This is a genomic window from Bacillus sp. TH30, from assembly GCF_016650875.1.
GTDB lineage: Bacteria > Bacillota > Bacilli > Bacillales > Bacillaceae_G > Bacillus_A > Bacillus_A mycoides.
In genome coordinates, this window is record NZ_JAEKEY010000002.1 from 5058636 (window position 1) to 5074082 (window position 15447).

The following is a 15447-nucleotide window of genomic DNA, read 5'->3' on the forward strand; positions in this document are numbered from 1 at the left end:
ATTAAACTAAAAGAGGATTTGAAATTATATAAAGAGAACTTATAAATTAAATATAATACTTTATAGAAAGAAGATGATAAAAGTGAGTAAAGAAGAACTTGTGAAACAACAATTTGGTAGTAATGCAGAGAAGTATGTGAAAAGTAAAATTCATGCAAAAGGACTGGATTTACAATATGTAGTTCAGCAAGTTGAAACTCGTCATAATACTCGTCTTCTTGATATTGCTACTGGTGGTGGACATGTTGCTAATTTGTTAGCCCCAATGTTCAAAGAGGTAGTCGCTCTTGATTTAACAGAAAAAATGTTAGAAAAAGCAAAAGGTTTTATAGAAGGGAACGGACATGAAAATGTATCATTTGTAGCAGGACATGCAGAAAGGTTACCATTTGCTGATGATTCCTTTGATACAATTACATGCCGAATTGCAGCACATCACTTTGTTGATCCTTTGCAATTTATTTTTGAAGTAAATCGAACGTTAGAAGATAATGGATTATTTATATTAATTGATAACGTTTCACCAGAAAATAATGAGTTTGATACATTTTATAACTTTATCGAAAAGAAGAGAGATCCAAGCCATGAACGAGCTTTGAAAAAAACAGAATGGATTACTTTATTAGAAAAACATGGTTTGCAAATGCAGTCATGTCATACTTTTGACAAGAAGTTCGATTTTGATTGGTGGTGCGATATGATGGATGTTCCTATGCAAAAACGTGTAAAGTTAACAGAGTGTATGATGAAAACATCAAATGAAATGCAAGAATTTTTCAAAATTCAATTTGGAAACAATAAAATAGAATCGTTTTATACTGAAATGGCACTGTTCGTATGTAAAAAAAGTTCAACATTAAAAAGATAAATTTCTTGCAGTCTTTCTGATGTACGATATACTTAGTACAGAGAAAATGAGAATTGAGGAATAGTAATAATGATTCGTGTACGTATTGAGGGAACTGAGGAAGAGATGCTTGAATTTTTAGAGAAAATGCCTGACATTCCTGGGTTTGAAAAAACACATATGAGAGAACCGAGAAAAGGGAATAATCCGAAATATGATTCAAGCAAAAGTGTACTAGCATATTTATCTTATAAAAAGATTGAAGTCGCCAATAAATAGGCGGCTTTTTTAATTATCTCTGTTTCACCGCCTTGTCTTTTTCGCATAATAATAATAGTAGATTATGCTGGAGAGGGGTGAGGAAAGTTAATAAAAAAATAATCTTTTTCGGAGATTTTGGTATTGATGATGCAGTAACGTTAATTTATGCGAATAAAACATGCAAATTAGATATTATCGGTATCGTTGCAGAGTATGGAAATGTATCAAGAGAAATTGTTACGGAAAATGTTTATTTTTTAGAAAGATACTATGCTACAAAAGTGAAGATTATTGAAGGTGCCAGTAGACCAATGACAGCTGAAGAACCTTTGTTTTTCCCTGAAATTCATGGGGATCACGGTTTAGGTCCAATTATTCCACCGAAAATGAGAATTTGTGACAGAGAAAATTTTTGTGAATTGATTAAATTAATTGAGCCTTGTCCAGAAGATATTATTATAGTGGCGACGGGACGATTAACAACACTTGCAACATTATTTTTATTGTACCCCAATTTAATGAATCGAGTATGTTCTTATTATATAATGGGCGGTGCTTTTCTATTTCCGGGAAACGTTACACCTGTATCAGAAGCTAATTTTTACGGCGATCCAATTGCCGCGAATATCGTTATGAAATATGCGCAGAATGCTACAATATATCCGTTAAATGTAACGCAGCGTGCTCTTATTACCCCTGAAATGGTCGATATTATTGATAAAGAAGGAACAGGGCAGGCGAAACTCATAAAGCCAATGATCGATTTTTATTACGAGAACTTTTACAAAAAAGAATATCCAGGTATTGCTGGGAGTCCGATTCACGATTTACTTCCGTTCATTTCATTTATAAATGATGATATTTTTGAATATAAAAAATCAGCAGTTTGGATTAGTACGACGAATGATGTAACGAGAGGTCAAAGTGTTGCAGATTTTAGAAAAATAGCTGAGCCAACGACGTTTGATAATCGTCCTATACAAAAAATTGCCGTTGAATTTAATTATCAAGCGTTTAAAGACGAATTTATGAGAACAATATTGAAGCCAGATTGTCCTTAAGAGGGTGAGCAGATTTGAATGATTTTCATAAGACGAATAACTTACGAAAAATGTAACATAACTAATGGTAAGCAATTGTTTCTGATTATAATTTTTATTGGTCAATTATAAAGGAGGAAATGATATGATTTGGTCTTTAATCGTTGGTGGTATATTAGGATGGTTTGCAAGTTTAATTACTGGGAAGGATGTACCTGGCGGTGTAATCGGTAATATTATTGCAGGTATTGTCGGTTCTTGGCTTGGTACAGCGTTACTTGGTAAATTCGGACCTGTTATAGGCGGATATGCGATTGTTCCGGCTTTAATAGGCGCGATTGTTTTGATTTTCATCGTAAGCTTTATATTCCGTGCAATGCGGAAATGAATACAGGGTACTGTTTACATTTGTAAGCAGTCCCTTTGTATTATGTTGTCTAATCTGTTATGCTACTGTTATACAATCAGGAGGTGTCAGCATTGAAATCATTTACAGTAAATTTTCATCAAGAGGATAATGCAAAGGCAACAACAGTACATAAATTAAGTGAAGAGGACTTCGAGAAAGCAACAGAAAAAGGTACTCGTCATCTATTTGATTTAGATACAAACGTTGGTTTCTTCGTATTCTTTGATGCTGAAGATACAGAAGGAAACGAGCAATACTTAATGTTACAATATGAAGGAGATCATGAAGAACCAAGTGCTTGCTACGGATTTGATTTGAAATTGTTCTATCAATTTTTAGCACTATACTTAAATGATCTTGAATTCCAAGGTGAGACAAATGAAGAAGAGGAAGAAAATGGTCCAATTCATCATTTAGCGCACTTACTTTACCATATCGTTGAAGATGGTAAATCTATCGAAGTATAAAAATACATAATTGAAGCTGTCCTTTAATAGGACAGCTTTTTTAATTATATAAATAGTTAATCTTAATGGATTTCTGATCATGACAAATGATTTGAATAAGATTCAGAAGGAACAAAACATTAAACCAGCAGAGAATGAGTATTCACTTTCTGCTGGTTTTTTGCATTTAAAGGAGATTTTGTAGCAGTTTAATTCAAGTTACAAAAAGGATATAGCGAGTATGGAGAGAAGGTGTATACAAGGAGATGAATAAGATGATTAACAATACAATTCCAAGCTTTTTGAAGCTTTTGGAAAGCGATGATATAGGATTACATGACTTGGACAAATATTATGATATGTATCCAGAAGCATTTGAAGAGTATTTTAATTATCATTGTCCTAAGACGGAAGAACGTCTTTCTAGTGCAATTAAAAAATATCCTGAAAAACTAAAAGACATCCGTATTATTTCGGAAACTTTACCATCTATTATTCAAGAAATTAGTGAGGAGTATCACATTCAATTTGGTTTTAATATAGATTTGACTTTTCATCTATTTGTAGGTGGGTTTGGCTCCAATGCATTTGTAGAAAGAGATATTATTGGGGATATATTTCTTTCGGCAGAAAAATTATCTCCTGAAAGGGAGCATCTTCGTGTTATCGTTGCTCATGAAATTGGTCATATATATCATAATTTCGTATTGCAAGAGAGTGGAATGGATTGGACTAAAGCACAATGGACTGATGCAGCGGTTAGTTTATATCGTGAGGGAGTCGCGACATATTTATCGCAAAGAATAGCTAAAGGATTAAGTAAATCAGTCTATTATTCATATGATAATGATGGTGACGATTGGTTGTATTGCTATGAAGAACATAAAGATCATATTAAGAAACATTTTTTACAAGATTATGTTAAAGGGTGGACAGATGAAAAAGAGAAAGAATGGTTCCGTTTATCAGGAGGGACTTATTTCGGATGCAACCGACTCGGTTATTTTTTAGGAACATCGTATATGGAGTATATTGTGAATACTTTCGGGGAAAGCGAAGCACTTACTTTTTGGACTAAAAATAATTTAAAGAGTAGTGTTATGGAATGGTTACAAAAGTGAATATATTGAAGAGGGAGGTTGAAAATGATGAAAGTATATATGAAAGTACTTATATTTTTCCTAACTTTAACGTGTGTAGTGGCTTTAACCGCATGTACTAACGCTGAGGAAAAGAAGCAAACTAATTCAACATCAGAAAATAGTACGGAAAAAAAGAGCGATACGTCAGAAAAGAGTAAAAAGAATGAAGAGACTGCTCCCAAAAAAGAGAATGAACCTGTGGAAAAACCAAAAGGTCAAGAATCGGTAAAACCTTCAACGGAGTCTAATACGAAAAATACAGTGCTTAATCAAAAATCAATTAACCATGTAAAAGATTTATTTGAGCAAGCGAAAGAAGGTAAAGTACCTAACGTACCATATGCAGCTCATACAGGAGATATTGAAGAAATAGAGAAGGCATGGGGAAAGGCAGATAAGACTGAGCAAGCAGGAAACGGGATGTATGCAACTTTTACAAGTAAAAATGTAGCATTTGGCTTTAATAAAGGATCACAAGTCTTTGACGTACGCTCTTACCATTCAGAGCTCAAATCGATTACGTTACAAGAAATCGAAAAGGCTTTAGGAAAACCAGCGTCTGTTAAAGAAAATGGTAATGATAAAATTTATGTTTATAAAGTAAATGACCAGTTTGAATTGAAATTCGTAATTCCAAAATCGACTGGTAAAGTACATCATATTTCTGTGTTCTCACCGGAGGATAGTATTAATAAAATGGCAGGTTAAATGAAGAGCTGTTCCTATAGGGACAGCTCTTTTGTTTTGTTTCTTTCTAACGATTGAACAAAAAAAGCTTGAATGATACCACCGATTATTAATAAGAAGGCACAAATATAAAATAGAGTACTACCGTTTAATTTACTTAATAACAATGCACCTACAAAAGGCCCACAAGTTCTTGAAATATCCCAATGTATACCGTATATAGAAAAATATAATCCGCGTCTATGACTTGGAGCGATTTGTGAAACGAATCGTAGTAAGTGATTCAAAGCTATACTTTGCCCAATTACTAAAAAGAGCAATGTGAAGAATAATGACCATATTGTTGTGGAATAACCGTAGCCAATCGCAGCTAACGTATAGCAAGTATAGGAAATAACAATGATTTTAGGCATAGAAAATCGTTCAGACCATTTCACAAGGAAAATTTGGAGCATAACTTCCATGATTGCTTTACAAGTTGAGATAAATACGAGTATGAATAAAAAATTTGGAAATACACTTTCGGCGAATATACGATAATTTGATTCGGTTTGGGCGTAGAAAAAACTAATCGGTAGCGTAGAAACCATAAGTCCAAACACAGCGTAATGCTTTGAAATAAATTGTTTTGGCGAATATACTTCTTTAGTTTTATTAACGCTTTGTCTGAGTGGGACCGTTTCAGGAAGCTGCGTCCAAACGAGAATAGCATATAGCGTAAGGGCTACACCTTGCAAAATAAATAAATACTCAGGGTGACTAGTATAGAAAAAGGCGCCGATTAATGGGCCAATTACAGAGCCGATTGCTCCCGTAGTATGCAGAACAGCAAATATTTCTGCCTGTTGTTCTTCCTTCGTTAAGTCAGCGATTTGTGCTCGCTGTGCCGGAATATATAAAGAGCGTCCAATACCATTTACTACATACAATAAGGCGAAAAAGGCGACCGATTCAGCAAAAACGAATCCGCTTACGGCAAAAGCTTGTAAAAGTAATCCGAGTAACATTATTTTCTTTCGGCCGTATTTATCTGTTACACCCCCAGCGATTAATGTAAACACAATATCAGCGAGAGGCTGTAATCCGAAAAGAAGCATTGTAACGATGACATTACCATTTAACGCTTTATTAACGTGAACAATAAAAATGATAGCTAACATCGCTTCAGTCGTTCGGACTAACAATTCACCGAACAATCGAATGAGAATAGGCTTATTATAACGTTTTAAAAGATACTTCATTTTTATTTCCTCCTTTCTATATTGAAATGATAAGATGGAAGCCAGAAATGAAAAAGGGTAGAATGAAAGAGGAAGATTTTTCATCTTTTAGGGGGCGTTTTATGATTATTTTGGAGCAATATATGCACCTGTGGCTCCAGTATGGAAATGGGAGAGCAGAGGGAGAACAATTAGAAATAACAATACAAAATATATCTGAAACTTTATTTTGTACAGAGCGAAATAGTAAATTAATCATAAAAAAATTAGAAGAATTTAATTGGATTATGTGGTTTCCAGGCCGAGGGAGAGGAAATCGTTCAAAGTTGTTATTTCAAAAACATCCACTTTCTTTAATTTTAGAAAGAGGAAAAGAAATAACGAAACAAGGGGACGTAAAAAGTGGAAGTGCATTTATTGAAAGATATAGCTCGTATTTTCCATCACTTCAAACGCAATTTCAAACGTGGATTGATTCGATATTCGGTTATCAAGTCGAAAGGACATCTAAAGGGAGAAGAGATGTGCTACGTTTGCAAGTCCAAATGAATCTAGATATTGCATTAGATCCTGTATACGCTACGATGCGTTCGGAATGTCATATGGTAAAGCATATATACGACACGTTAGTGTATATAGACGGAAATACAAACAGTGTAGAGCCAAGACTTGCGTTTTATTGGGAATATGATGACCAGAAATATATATGGACCTTCTACTTACGAAAAGGTGTTCAGTTTCATAACAGGAAAGAATTTACTGCTTATGACGTTGTACATACATTTAAACGATTTATGAAAGAGAAAAATAACCCGCATGCTTGGATGTTACAGCACATTGAAAGTTTACATATTCTTGATGACTACATTGTGCAGATTCGTTTATCTACAGATAATAAGTTGTTTTTACATGCTTTAAGTACAGAACAGTGTTCTATTGTAAATGAAGATGGAGATGGAAGGTTAATCGGTACTGGACCGTTTCGATTATGTGAAAAGAATGAGGATGTATTCGTATTAGAAGCAAATGATTTATATTTTCGCGAGCGACCATTTCTCGATCGAATTGAATTATGGAATGTAGAGCACAGTGTAAATACGTGCGATATTTTAGCGAAAGCACACTATAACAATATAGAAAAGCATCATAAAGAACTAACTAGACTTGAGTCGAATGTAACATACATTACATTAAATACCGCAAAAGAAGGACCTATGCAAAACACGATGTTTCGGAAAGCTCTACATAAAATCATTCATAGCAATGCGCTTATCGAGGAATTGCAAGGAGCGCGCGGAGAAATAGCAGAAGAATTGGTTCTAACAAAGGGTGGCACTATACATATAAATGAGGACATATATACGCTTATTAAAGAGAGCTCTTACCGTAATGAAACATTGCGACTATATACATTTACAGAACAAGATCATGTTGAAGATTCATATTGGATACAAAAAGAGTGTGCGAAGTATGGCGTCACTATTGAAGTCGTTTTTCTTGAAACAAAAGAGTTATTGCAAGCAAGTACGATACAAAAGGCTGATATAATACATGATAGTGCGACAATTAGTGAACGGATTGAAGAAAGTTTACTATATATGTTTCTTACAAAAAACAGCTTTATTCATCAACATAGCAATATAAAATTTAACGAAGTATTGCAGCCTTATTTTACAGAAAATCAATTAGAGAAACGGGTGACACTGTTACGCGATATTGAGGACACACTGTTACGTGAAATACATATCATTCCTTTATATCGTAATAAACAGCGAGTAAGTTCACACGAAAAAATACAAAATATAATGATTAATTCACAAGGCTGGATTGATTATTATGATATATGGTTTAAAGCTTGATATATAAAGGTTCTTATGCATTTTAATGAAATGTGTAAGAACCTTTTTTTGTATAAAAGGGAGGTTTGTTTTACGCGTTGTTACGCTACTTATTATAAAAGTCCATTTACAGCGTAACAGTGTTATGTTACATTGTTATCAGGAAGGAGTGTTATACAGTTGAGTACAGATTTAATTTCAAAAAAAGATTTATTAGAACTAACTGGCATTTCATACGGACAGTTATATAGGTGGAAGAGAAAAAATTTAATACCGGAAGATTGGTTTGTACGGAAGTCAACGTTCACAGGTCAGGAAACATTTTTTCCGAAAGAAAAGATATTAGAACGTATTGATAAAATCCAAACGATGAAAGAGGATTTATCACTTGATGAATTAGCAAATATGTTTTCACCGAGCGTGACAGAAATTCATTTAACAAAAGATGATTTGTTACGTAAGGGTATTGCATCAGAACCAGTCTTACAATTTTTTATAGAACAAACGAATAAAACGGCAGAGTTTCAATTTGCAGATATTCTTTACGTGTATATGTTAGAAGAACTTCTTCAATCAGGAGACGTTAGTTTAGAAGAGGGGAAAATGGTCTTACAAGTATTAAGTGAAAATTACGAAGCGATTAAGCATAAAAATTGTGACATAATTATCGTTCGAAAGTTAGGGATTTCTACATGTTTCTTAGTTTCAAATGTGGACGATTTAATTTTTGAAAAGGGAACAAAAATTGTTTTACGGGAAGCAATTACGAAATATACCGAAGCATTAAAAACTAAACTGTTGTAGTGGAGGAGAAATCATGCGTACAGAAAATTTAATTATAAACGGTTACGGTTCATCGAATGGTGGTGAGTTTCACAAAGTACAGCTAAACGGAAAAGGAACTGTTAATGGAAACGTTGAGTGCGACCAATTTGAATGTAATGGTTACGGAATTGTTACTGGTGATTTGAAAAGTAGCGATGCGAGAATTAGCGGATCAGGTAAAGTTGAGGGTACAGTTAGTGCGGAAATGATGCGAATCGATGGGAAAGGGACAATTACACAAGATGTAAAGGCGACCACTTTAAAAATTGCAGGAAAAGGGACGATAGGTGGTAATGTAACTGGTGAAGAATTTAAAATCAATGGTCAAGCGACGATTGATGGTAATTGCGAGGTTGATGTTTTTTCTTCTGAAGGACAATTTACAGTTGGTGGATTATTAAGCGCAGATGAAATTAATATTAATATTCACGGTACATGTAGAGCGAAAGAAATTGGCGGTCAAACAATTAAAGTAAGACATAGATTGAGTACTTTTAGTAAACTTTTTAAAACAGTATTTGGCCTGCAGTTAGAGGCTGAATTGTTAGAAGGTGACAATATCGATATTGATTATGCTCACATTAAAACAGTAAGAGGAAACAATGTTACAGTAGGACCGAACTGTGAGATTGATCTTATTGAATATACAGGTGTACTTAATGTTGATAAAAACGCAAGTGTGAAAGAAATTAAGCAGGTTTAAAGGAAGGGAGCAATCGATATGGAAAATCAACATAGTCTTACTGTAAATGGATCAGGTAGCTCGGCAGGTGGAGATTATAATAAAGTGAAGATTCGCGGCGAAGGAACAATCTCTAATCATATGAGTTGTAATGATTTTAAAACGTATGGTACGAGTGAAGTACGTGGCAATATGAAAGCGAAAAATTATGTCGTGTATGGAGATAGTGAAGTACAAGGAGACGTAGATGCGGAATGTATAAAAGTATATGGCAATACACAAATGCATGGTGATGCTCATATAGAAAAAACAAAAGTAAGAGGTATGATTGAAGTTAAAGGAAAGTTCTCAGGTGATTTCGTAGATGTGAAAGGCGCTTTAAATGTGAAGGGAGATATAGAAGTAGAGGAATTATTACTAACTGGTGGTCTTGAAAGTGATGGTTTGCTTAATGCTGAAAATATTGAAATCTCACTTCGTTATGAAGGAAGTAAAGTGAGAGAAATCGGTGGCAAAAAGATTACAGTGCGTAAAAAAACGAGCTTTATTCCTTTTACAAGTCATACAGGAAGCCTTCAAACATCAATTATTGAGGGGGATGATATTTATTTAGAACATACAATAGCAGACGTAGTAAGAGGAAATCATGTTATAATTGGCCCTGGCTGTGAAATTAGTGTAGTAGAATATCATACTAGTTTTCACCAGAAAGGTAATGCAGTCGTAAAAGAACATAAACAAATATAAGTAGTATGAGGGAGAGCAAGAAATATGGTTGAGAAGAATAATAAAATCGGCTTCGTTGTTGCCGGTTTATTGCTAGGTATCTTAATGGCATCAATGGATAATACCATTGTCGTAACAGCAATGGGAACTATCGTTGGTGACTTAGGGGGTCTTGAAAACTTTGTATGGGTTGTTTCTGCCTATATGGTCGCAGAAATGGCAGGTATGCCGATTTTCGGTAAACTATCAGATATGTATGGTAGAAAGAGATTCTTTATTTTCGGTTTAATCGTCTTTATGATTGGTTCGGCACTTTGTGGAACTGCTGAAAATATTACACAGTTAGGTATTTATCGTGCCATTCAAGGTATTGGCGGCGGGGCACTAGTGCCGATCGCATTTACTATCGTTTTTGATATTTTCCCTCCAGAAAAGCGCGGGAAAATGGGTGGTTTATTCGGAGCAGTATTTGGTTTATCAAGTATTTTCGGGCCATTACTTGGCGCATATATTACGGATTATATTAGCTGGCACTGGGTGTTTTATATTAACTTACCACTTGGAATTTTAGCACTTATTTTTATTACATTATTTTATAAAGAGTCACGAGTTCATAGAGAACAAAAGATTGATTGGTTTGGCGCAATTACTTTAGTTGGTGCAGTAATTTGTTTAATGTTCGCCTTAGAATTAGGCGGACAAAAGTATGATTGGGATTCTAGCTTTATTTTAAGTTTATTTGCTGGGTTCGCTATTTTAGTAATTGCTTTTATTGTTATTGAACGAAAAGTAGAAGAACCAATCATTTCATTTGAGATGTTTAAACAACGTCTATTCGGAATGAGTACAATTATTGCCTTATGTTACGGGGCGGCATTTATGTCAGCAACTGTGTACATTCCGTTATTTATTCAAGGCGTATACGGTGGTACCGCAACAAACTCAGGATTATTGTTATTACCAATGATGTTAGGATCAGTAGTTACAGCGCAGTTAGGTGGATTTTTAACATCGAAACTTAGCTACCGAAACATTATGATTATTTCTGCTGTAATTATGCTAATCGGATTATTCTTATTAAGTACATTAACGCCAGAAACAAGTCGTATATTATTAACAATTTATATGGTTATTATCGGTTTTGGAGTTGGTTTCTCATTCTCTGTACTAAGTATGGCTGCTATTCATAACTTCGGTATGGAGCAACGCGGTTCTGCGACTTCAACGAGTAACTTCATTCGTTCATTAGGTATGACACTTGGTATTACAATCTTCGGAATGATTCAAAGAACTGGTTTCCAGGATCAATTAGAAGAATCGTTTAAAGGTATGAGCGGGGGTATGAATACAAACGCTTTAGGAGATTCAAGAGCTATTCTATCAGAATCGGCAAGATCTCAAATTCCGCCGCAAATATTAGATAAAATTATTGAAGCTCTCTCTAGTTCAATCGTTCAGACATTTATGTGGGCGTTAGTCCCCGCAAGTTTAGCGTTCGTATTCGTTTTCTTTATGGGAAATGAGCGCATGGTATATAAAAAAGAACAAAACAAGGTGGAAAGTGAAACATCAAAAGCATAAAGAAAAAGCTCCTTTCAATTTTGAAAGGAGCTTTTTCTTATGTACGGAGTCGAATTAGCCTTCGATAATTTCGTATTCTTCGTCTGCTAATAATAAAATGTGTGTTTTCTTACCTTTGTTTTGAACTTCGATTACATCATATGTACCTAAGTCTCTTAGCTTGCTTTGAGAAGCGTTAACCATAACTTCCATAGAATCAATTAAGATATCTTCTTCAACGTATGATTCAGGTAATGCCATATCTTCAGTATCTAATACACATGCGTATAGATTTTGTAAGTTTTCAGCAGTTGGGTTTTGTTCCTCAACATCAATAATGTTTTTTACTGCTTCCATATTTTCTTCTTTTACTTGATATACTTTAATTTTAGTCATTGTTTTTATCTCCTTTATTACGTAATCTTAGAGGCTGCACCTCATTATAACGCTTTTTCATTGAAAGATGAAATTGTTATATGTATTTATAGTAAAAATTATGTGTTATTACTTATTATTGGTGTAATTTCCATATTGATGTTAGGCGTAACTAATTATATCCTTACGTTAAAATTATATTGTCCAAGCTTTTCATATATCCCGCTCATATTATGTGTATTAGATAAAAACATATAGGGAAGGGATTGAATGTAAGTGGATTGCGAGCCGAAACGAAATTGTCAATGTTGTCAAACTAGTATATGTGAATTTTTACAAAGTCTAGAATCTTTTACAAAGGTTGAGAGTATCGTAATAGCTGGAAACGAAATCGTTGTATCTTATTTCCTTTCATTTAACAAGATGAAAGGTATCGTGTCATTTGTACAAGAAGACGATGAGGTAATATTTGTAGATTGTTCAAAAATTGATGCGATTCGAATAGGGAAAGTTTGTAGTTGTAAAACGAAAGTTAAATTTATTGAAGAGGATTTTAGTCTCCTTGGAAATGTTTGTCCACAGTGTTTAACGGAGGGAAGTACACTCTTTTTCGACTTTTATAATTCTGAATTGAATTTATCTCTACAAGCAAAAACAATTGATGCGCCTAGATGTATTGAATTTACAGATGAACTTGGGAATGTAGTAAAGCAAATTACAATAGTAGGTGAAGCGATTGTTTCTAAAGATTTTGTTCAAGTGCCTGAACTACTAGATTTCCGATTGCTTTTATCGCATCCAGCTGGGGATCCTTTGAACTACGGATTGCTATTTATTAATTTCCCTGATGTTACTTATATTATTATTTTAGCATCAAGCGGATATCTTTCCATTTCGAACTGTTTAAAAATAGAGAGTGGAACTAGTAATGCCGAAATAGAAGAGCTGAAAAAAATGATAGTGGATGACAATAATACGTACAAGTCAATTATTAAGTTAACTAAAATCTTTAAAAACGGTGGAACAGAATCCTTCATTTCTAAGAAGGAGATATAAAGTATTTATGTTGATGAACCCTCTTTATAATATAGTGTCGGTGGAACATACAATATTGGTAAAGCAATTAAGAAAAGGGCTATTAAAGCAGCCCTTTTCTTAATTATGTAAAATAGCTATTGGTAGTTTTTATTGAGTTTACATAGTTATTCAAAATTGATATTAAGTTTAATCAAGAATTAATTTATTTACTAAATTCTTTTTGAGCTCCCATATAACTTCCGATGATATTTTGATAACTTGGAAGATGCTTAGCAAGTAAAGCTCCGAAACCTTCAACATCATTTCGCCAGTCACGCTGTAATTCTGCTGCAACGCTAAACCAGTTCATTAGTTGCACCCCTCCATGAGCCATACGCATAAGAGCGGCATCAGCAACTTGTTTACTAAAAGTTCCAGATGCATCCGTTACAACAAATACCTCATACCCTGCATTTATAGCTGATAGAGCTGGGAACGCAACACAAACATCAGTAACGACACCTGCGATAATTAACTGTTTTTTACCCGTTGCTTCAATAGCTTTTACAAATTCATCATTGTCCCACGCGTTAATTTGTCCAGGACGCGCTATTTTAGGCGCATTTGGAAATAGTTCGATTAATTGCTGCATGAGTGGACCATTAGGACCGTCTTCGAAGCTAGTTGTTAGAATAACAGGTAAATCAAAAAACTTAGCGGTATTCGCAAGAGCTAAAACATTATTCTTGAATTCATCAACACCATAGTCACGCACTAGACTGGAAATAAGACCTGTTTGATGATCCACTAGAAGAACCGCGGCATCACTTTTTGAAAGACGAGAATACAAATCAGACATTTTATAATCCCCCTTAATAAGCTTATTTACAAATCAATCTTACAGTTATTTATCTTGATTTGGTATACATGCAAAAATTTATCAACAAATAGTTTTCATTAGAATATTGGGATGTGTGTATTTTCATATTGAGGAATTACAAATTTTTCGTTTTGGGAAACAATGTATTAATTGAGTGGATAGCTATGTGGTATGGTCCTAATGCTATCTATTATTTGTGAATAATAATGTTTTTACCTGTAAATAGAAAATGAGATATGAGGACTAAAATGAATCTGAAAATAGCAATTCTTGATTGGTAAATCATTTCAATGAAATTAGATGTTATAATAAAATTGAATTTACGTATAATTTATAATTATTTGATATTTTAGAGTTGAGTTTCATAGACATTTACTTAGATAATAAATAAGTGTGTATAAGAATACTAATAAAAGTTAACTCATGAAAATGTTGAGTCTAGTTGATTTTAAAGAAAGCGGGAATGTAAATGATATATGAGGCAAAAATACATACAAGAAAAAATTAGTTTCTATGTTCGAGGATTTTAATAATGTTGTTCTACTTTCTTATTTACAAGGACATATGGGCAATGCCTGGGTGAACGATCTTGAAAACCCGACAGTAGCGCAAATTACGGTAGGGATTTTCACATTTTACGCTGGGGATCCAAATGCAAAAGAGACAGAAGAGACAGAAGAGTTATTACGTAACATCCCTGAAAGAATTTTAGTAATCGTAAATAGTGATCAATGGAAAAAGCGTTTAGAAACATTCCATGAAAGAAAAATAGATAAGTTTTTACGATATAAATTTAAAAGAAATGCAGAAGTGTTTAATCGCTCAAAATTACAATCTTTTATAACTGCACTTCCAAAAGGATATGAATTAAGAAAAATAGATGAGCATATCGCAAATAATCCAACATTACACAACGTTTCTGAAGATTTTACAAGTCAATTTCGATCAATAGATGATTATGTAAATCGAGGTATAGGTTATAGCATTTTGTATAATGGAGAAGTCGTATGCGGTGCATCATCATATAGTATTTATAATGATGGTATTGAAATTGAAGTTGCTACTGATCTTGATCATAGAAGAAAGGGATTGGCAACTGTAGTTTGTGCGACCTTAATATTGGATTGTTTAGAAAAGGGGAGGTATCCAAACTGGGACGCAGCGAATAGTACTTCTGTCAAATTAGCAGAAAAGCTAGGGTATGTTTTTGATAAGGCATATGATACTTATTTTGTAAATAATAAGTGAATGAATAGGAGCGTGTACGGATTGTACAACGTCATAAGACTAGTAAATTAACGTTTAGTAGTCTTATTTTTTATAATTGCAAACAAAAACTAAACTATCCAAAGATAAAAAGGTATTAAAAGAAATGTTAATAAAGGAATTTAAGGGAAAAGAATGACGACAAGATTGGTTTCCTAAGAAGAGTTGATAAATTTTAGTGAAAAATTTGAGAATAAAACAATGATATTAATGATAAGGATGAAGG

At 33.7% G+C, this 15447-nt stretch carries 16 protein-coding genes and 1 pseudogene; 14 read left to right on the forward strand and 3 right to left on the reverse strand.

The window, feature by feature from the left end; genetic code table 11:
• The first annotated feature begins 82 nt into the window (after positions 1-82).
• The 7 genes from JFU20_RS28075 (at position 83) to JFU20_RS28105 (ending at position 4853) form a co-directional block, all read left to right on the forward strand.
• Positions 83-868: a class I SAM-dependent methyltransferase gene (locus JFU20_RS28075; RefSeq protein ID WP_002192837.1), complete on the forward strand. Its 786-nt coding sequence runs from the start codon at positions 83-85 to the stop codon at positions 866-868.
• A gap of 69 nt (positions 869-937) precedes the next feature.
• Complete coding sequence (locus tag JFU20_RS28080) at positions 938-1126, forward strand: DUF3970 family protein (RefSeq protein WP_002013371.1); 189 nt, start codon at positions 938-940, stop codon at positions 1124-1126.
• Positions 1127-1203: 77 nt separating this feature from the next.
• Positions 1204-2169 (forward strand): nucleoside hydrolase, encoded by a 966-nt coding sequence (locus JFU20_RS28085; protein ID WP_002013369.1) that lies wholly within the window; start codon positions 1204-1206, stop codon positions 2167-2169.
• A gap of 124 nt (positions 2170-2293) precedes the next feature.
• Positions 2294-2536 carry a GlsB/YeaQ/YmgE family stress response membrane protein gene (locus JFU20_RS28090; RefSeq protein WP_002013368.1) on the forward strand — a complete coding sequence of 81 codons (243 nt, stop codon included), beginning with the start codon at positions 2294-2296 and terminating at the stop codon, positions 2534-2536.
• A gap of 92 nt (positions 2537-2628) precedes the next feature.
• Complete coding sequence (locus tag JFU20_RS28095) at positions 2629-3024, forward strand: hypothetical protein (RefSeq protein WP_002084959.1); 396 nt, start codon at positions 2629-2631, stop codon at positions 3022-3024.
• A 254-nt stretch (positions 3025-3278) separates the two neighbouring features.
• On the forward strand, positions 3279-4124 hold the full coding sequence (locus JFU20_RS28100; RefSeq protein ID WP_002165597.1) for a DUF5700 domain-containing putative Zn-dependent protease: 846 nt from the start codon (positions 3279-3281) through the stop codon (positions 4122-4124).
• A gap of 24 nt (positions 4125-4148) precedes the next feature.
• Positions 4149-4853: a YjgB family protein gene (locus JFU20_RS28105; protein ID WP_002013363.1), complete on the forward strand. Its 705-nt coding sequence runs from the start codon at positions 4149-4151 to the stop codon at positions 4851-4853.
• A 14-nt stretch (positions 4854-4867) separates the two neighbouring features.
• On the opposite strand, the gene JFU20_RS28110 is transcribed toward JFU20_RS28105, so the two are convergent.
• Positions 4868-6073 (reverse strand): MDR family MFS transporter, encoded by a 1206-nt coding sequence (locus JFU20_RS28110; protein ID WP_002013362.1) that lies wholly within the window; start codon positions 6071-6073, stop codon positions 4868-4870.
• 62 nt (positions 6074-6135) lie between these two features.
• Between JFU20_RS28110 and JFU20_RS28115 the strand changes: the two genes are divergently transcribed.
• The 5 genes from JFU20_RS28115 (at position 6136) to JFU20_RS28135 (ending at position 11704) form a co-directional block, all read left to right on the forward strand.
• On the forward strand, positions 6136-7911 hold the full coding sequence (locus JFU20_RS28115) for an SgrR family transcriptional regulator (RefSeq protein ID WP_201039158.1): 1776 nt from the start codon (positions 6136-6138) through the stop codon (positions 7909-7911).
• A 159-nt stretch (positions 7912-8070) separates the two neighbouring features.
• Entirely contained in the window at positions 8071-8694 is a 624-nt protein-coding gene (locus JFU20_RS28120; protein WP_002013360.1) for a YhbD family protein, read from the forward strand.
• Positions 8695-8707: 13 nt separating this feature from the next.
• Positions 8708-9418, forward strand: coding sequence for a bactofilin family protein (locus JFU20_RS28125; RefSeq protein WP_002013359.1), 711 nt, complete (start codon positions 8708-8710; stop codon positions 9416-9418).
• 18 nt (positions 9419-9436) lie between these two features.
• Entirely contained in the window at positions 9437-10144 is a 708-nt protein-coding gene (locus tag JFU20_RS28130; RefSeq protein WP_002013358.1) for a hypothetical protein, read from the forward strand.
• A 24-nt stretch (positions 10145-10168) separates the two neighbouring features.
• Complete coding sequence (locus JFU20_RS28135) at positions 10169-11704, forward strand: MDR family MFS transporter (RefSeq protein ID WP_002013357.1); 1536 nt, start codon at positions 10169-10171, stop codon at positions 11702-11704.
• 54 nt (positions 11705-11758) lie between these two features.
• Here the strand turns inward: JFU20_RS28135 and JFU20_RS28140 are convergent, their stop codons facing one another.
• On the reverse strand, positions 11759-12079 hold the full coding sequence (locus JFU20_RS28140; RefSeq protein ID WP_002013356.1) for a hypothetical protein: 321 nt from the start codon (positions 12077-12079) through the stop codon (positions 11759-11761).
• Positions 12080-12334: 255 nt separating this feature from the next.
• Here JFU20_RS28140 and JFU20_RS28145 point away from each other — a divergent pair, with 255 nt between their 5' ends.
• Positions 12335-13114 carry a BC_2878 family exosporium-associated protein gene (locus tag JFU20_RS28145; protein ID WP_002165599.1) on the forward strand — a complete coding sequence of 260 codons (780 nt, stop codon included), beginning with the start codon at positions 12335-12337 and terminating at the stop codon, positions 13112-13114.
• Positions 13115-13298: 184 nt separating this feature from the next.
• On the opposite strand, the gene ycaC is transcribed toward JFU20_RS28145, so the two are convergent.
• Positions 13299-13934, reverse strand: a complete 636-nt coding sequence (ycaC, locus tag JFU20_RS28150; RefSeq protein WP_002013351.1) for an isochorismate family cysteine hydrolase YcaC — start codon at positions 13932-13934, stop codon at positions 13299-13301.
• A gap of 490 nt (positions 13935-14424) precedes the next feature.
• Between ycaC and JFU20_RS28155 the strand changes: the two are divergent.
• Positions 14425-15203 (forward strand): annotated as a pseudogene (locus JFU20_RS28155) (GNAT family N-acetyltransferase).
• The last annotated feature ends 244 nt before the right edge of the window (positions 15204-15447 follow it).

Excerpts from the sequence above, each read along its gene's own strand:
- JFU20_RS28080 (WP_002013371.1), top strand. The coding sequence starts at position 938 with ATGATTCGTGTACGTATTGAGGGAACTGAGGAAGAGATGCTTGAATTT.
- JFU20_RS28090 (WP_002013368.1), top strand. The coding sequence starts at position 2,294 with ATGATTTGGTCTTTAATCGTTGGTGGTATATTAGGATGGTTTGCAAGT.
- JFU20_RS28100 (WP_002165597.1), top strand. The coding sequence starts at position 3,279 with ATGATTAACAATACAATTCCAAGCTTTTTGAAGCTTTTGGAAAGCGAT.
- JFU20_RS28105 (WP_002013363.1), top strand. The coding sequence starts at position 4,149 with ATGATGAAAGTATATATGAAAGTACTTATATTTTTCCTAACTTTAACG.
- JFU20_RS28110 (WP_002013362.1), bottom strand. The coding sequence starts at position 6,073 with ATGAAGTATCTTTTAAAACGTTATAATAAGCCTATTCTCATTCGATTG.
- JFU20_RS28115 (WP_201039158.1), top strand. The coding sequence starts at position 6,136 with ATGAAAGAGGAAGATTTTTCATCTTTTAGGGGGCGTTTTATGATTATT.
- JFU20_RS28125 (WP_002013359.1), top strand. The coding sequence starts at position 8,708 with ATGCGTACAGAAAATTTAATTATAAACGGTTACGGTTCATCGAATGGT.
- JFU20_RS28130 (WP_002013358.1), top strand. The coding sequence starts at position 9,437 with ATGGAAAATCAACATAGTCTTACTGTAAATGGATCAGGTAGCTCGGCA.
- JFU20_RS28135 (WP_002013357.1), top strand. The coding sequence starts at position 10,169 with ATGGTTGAGAAGAATAATAAAATCGGCTTCGTTGTTGCCGGTTTATTG.
- JFU20_RS28140 (WP_002013356.1), bottom strand. The coding sequence starts at position 12,079 with ATGACTAAAATTAAAGTATATCAAGTAAAAGAAGAAAATATGGAAGCA.
- ycaC (WP_002013351.1), bottom strand. The coding sequence starts at position 13,934 with ATGTCTGATTTGTATTCTCGTCTTTCAAAAAGTGATGCCGCGGTTCTT.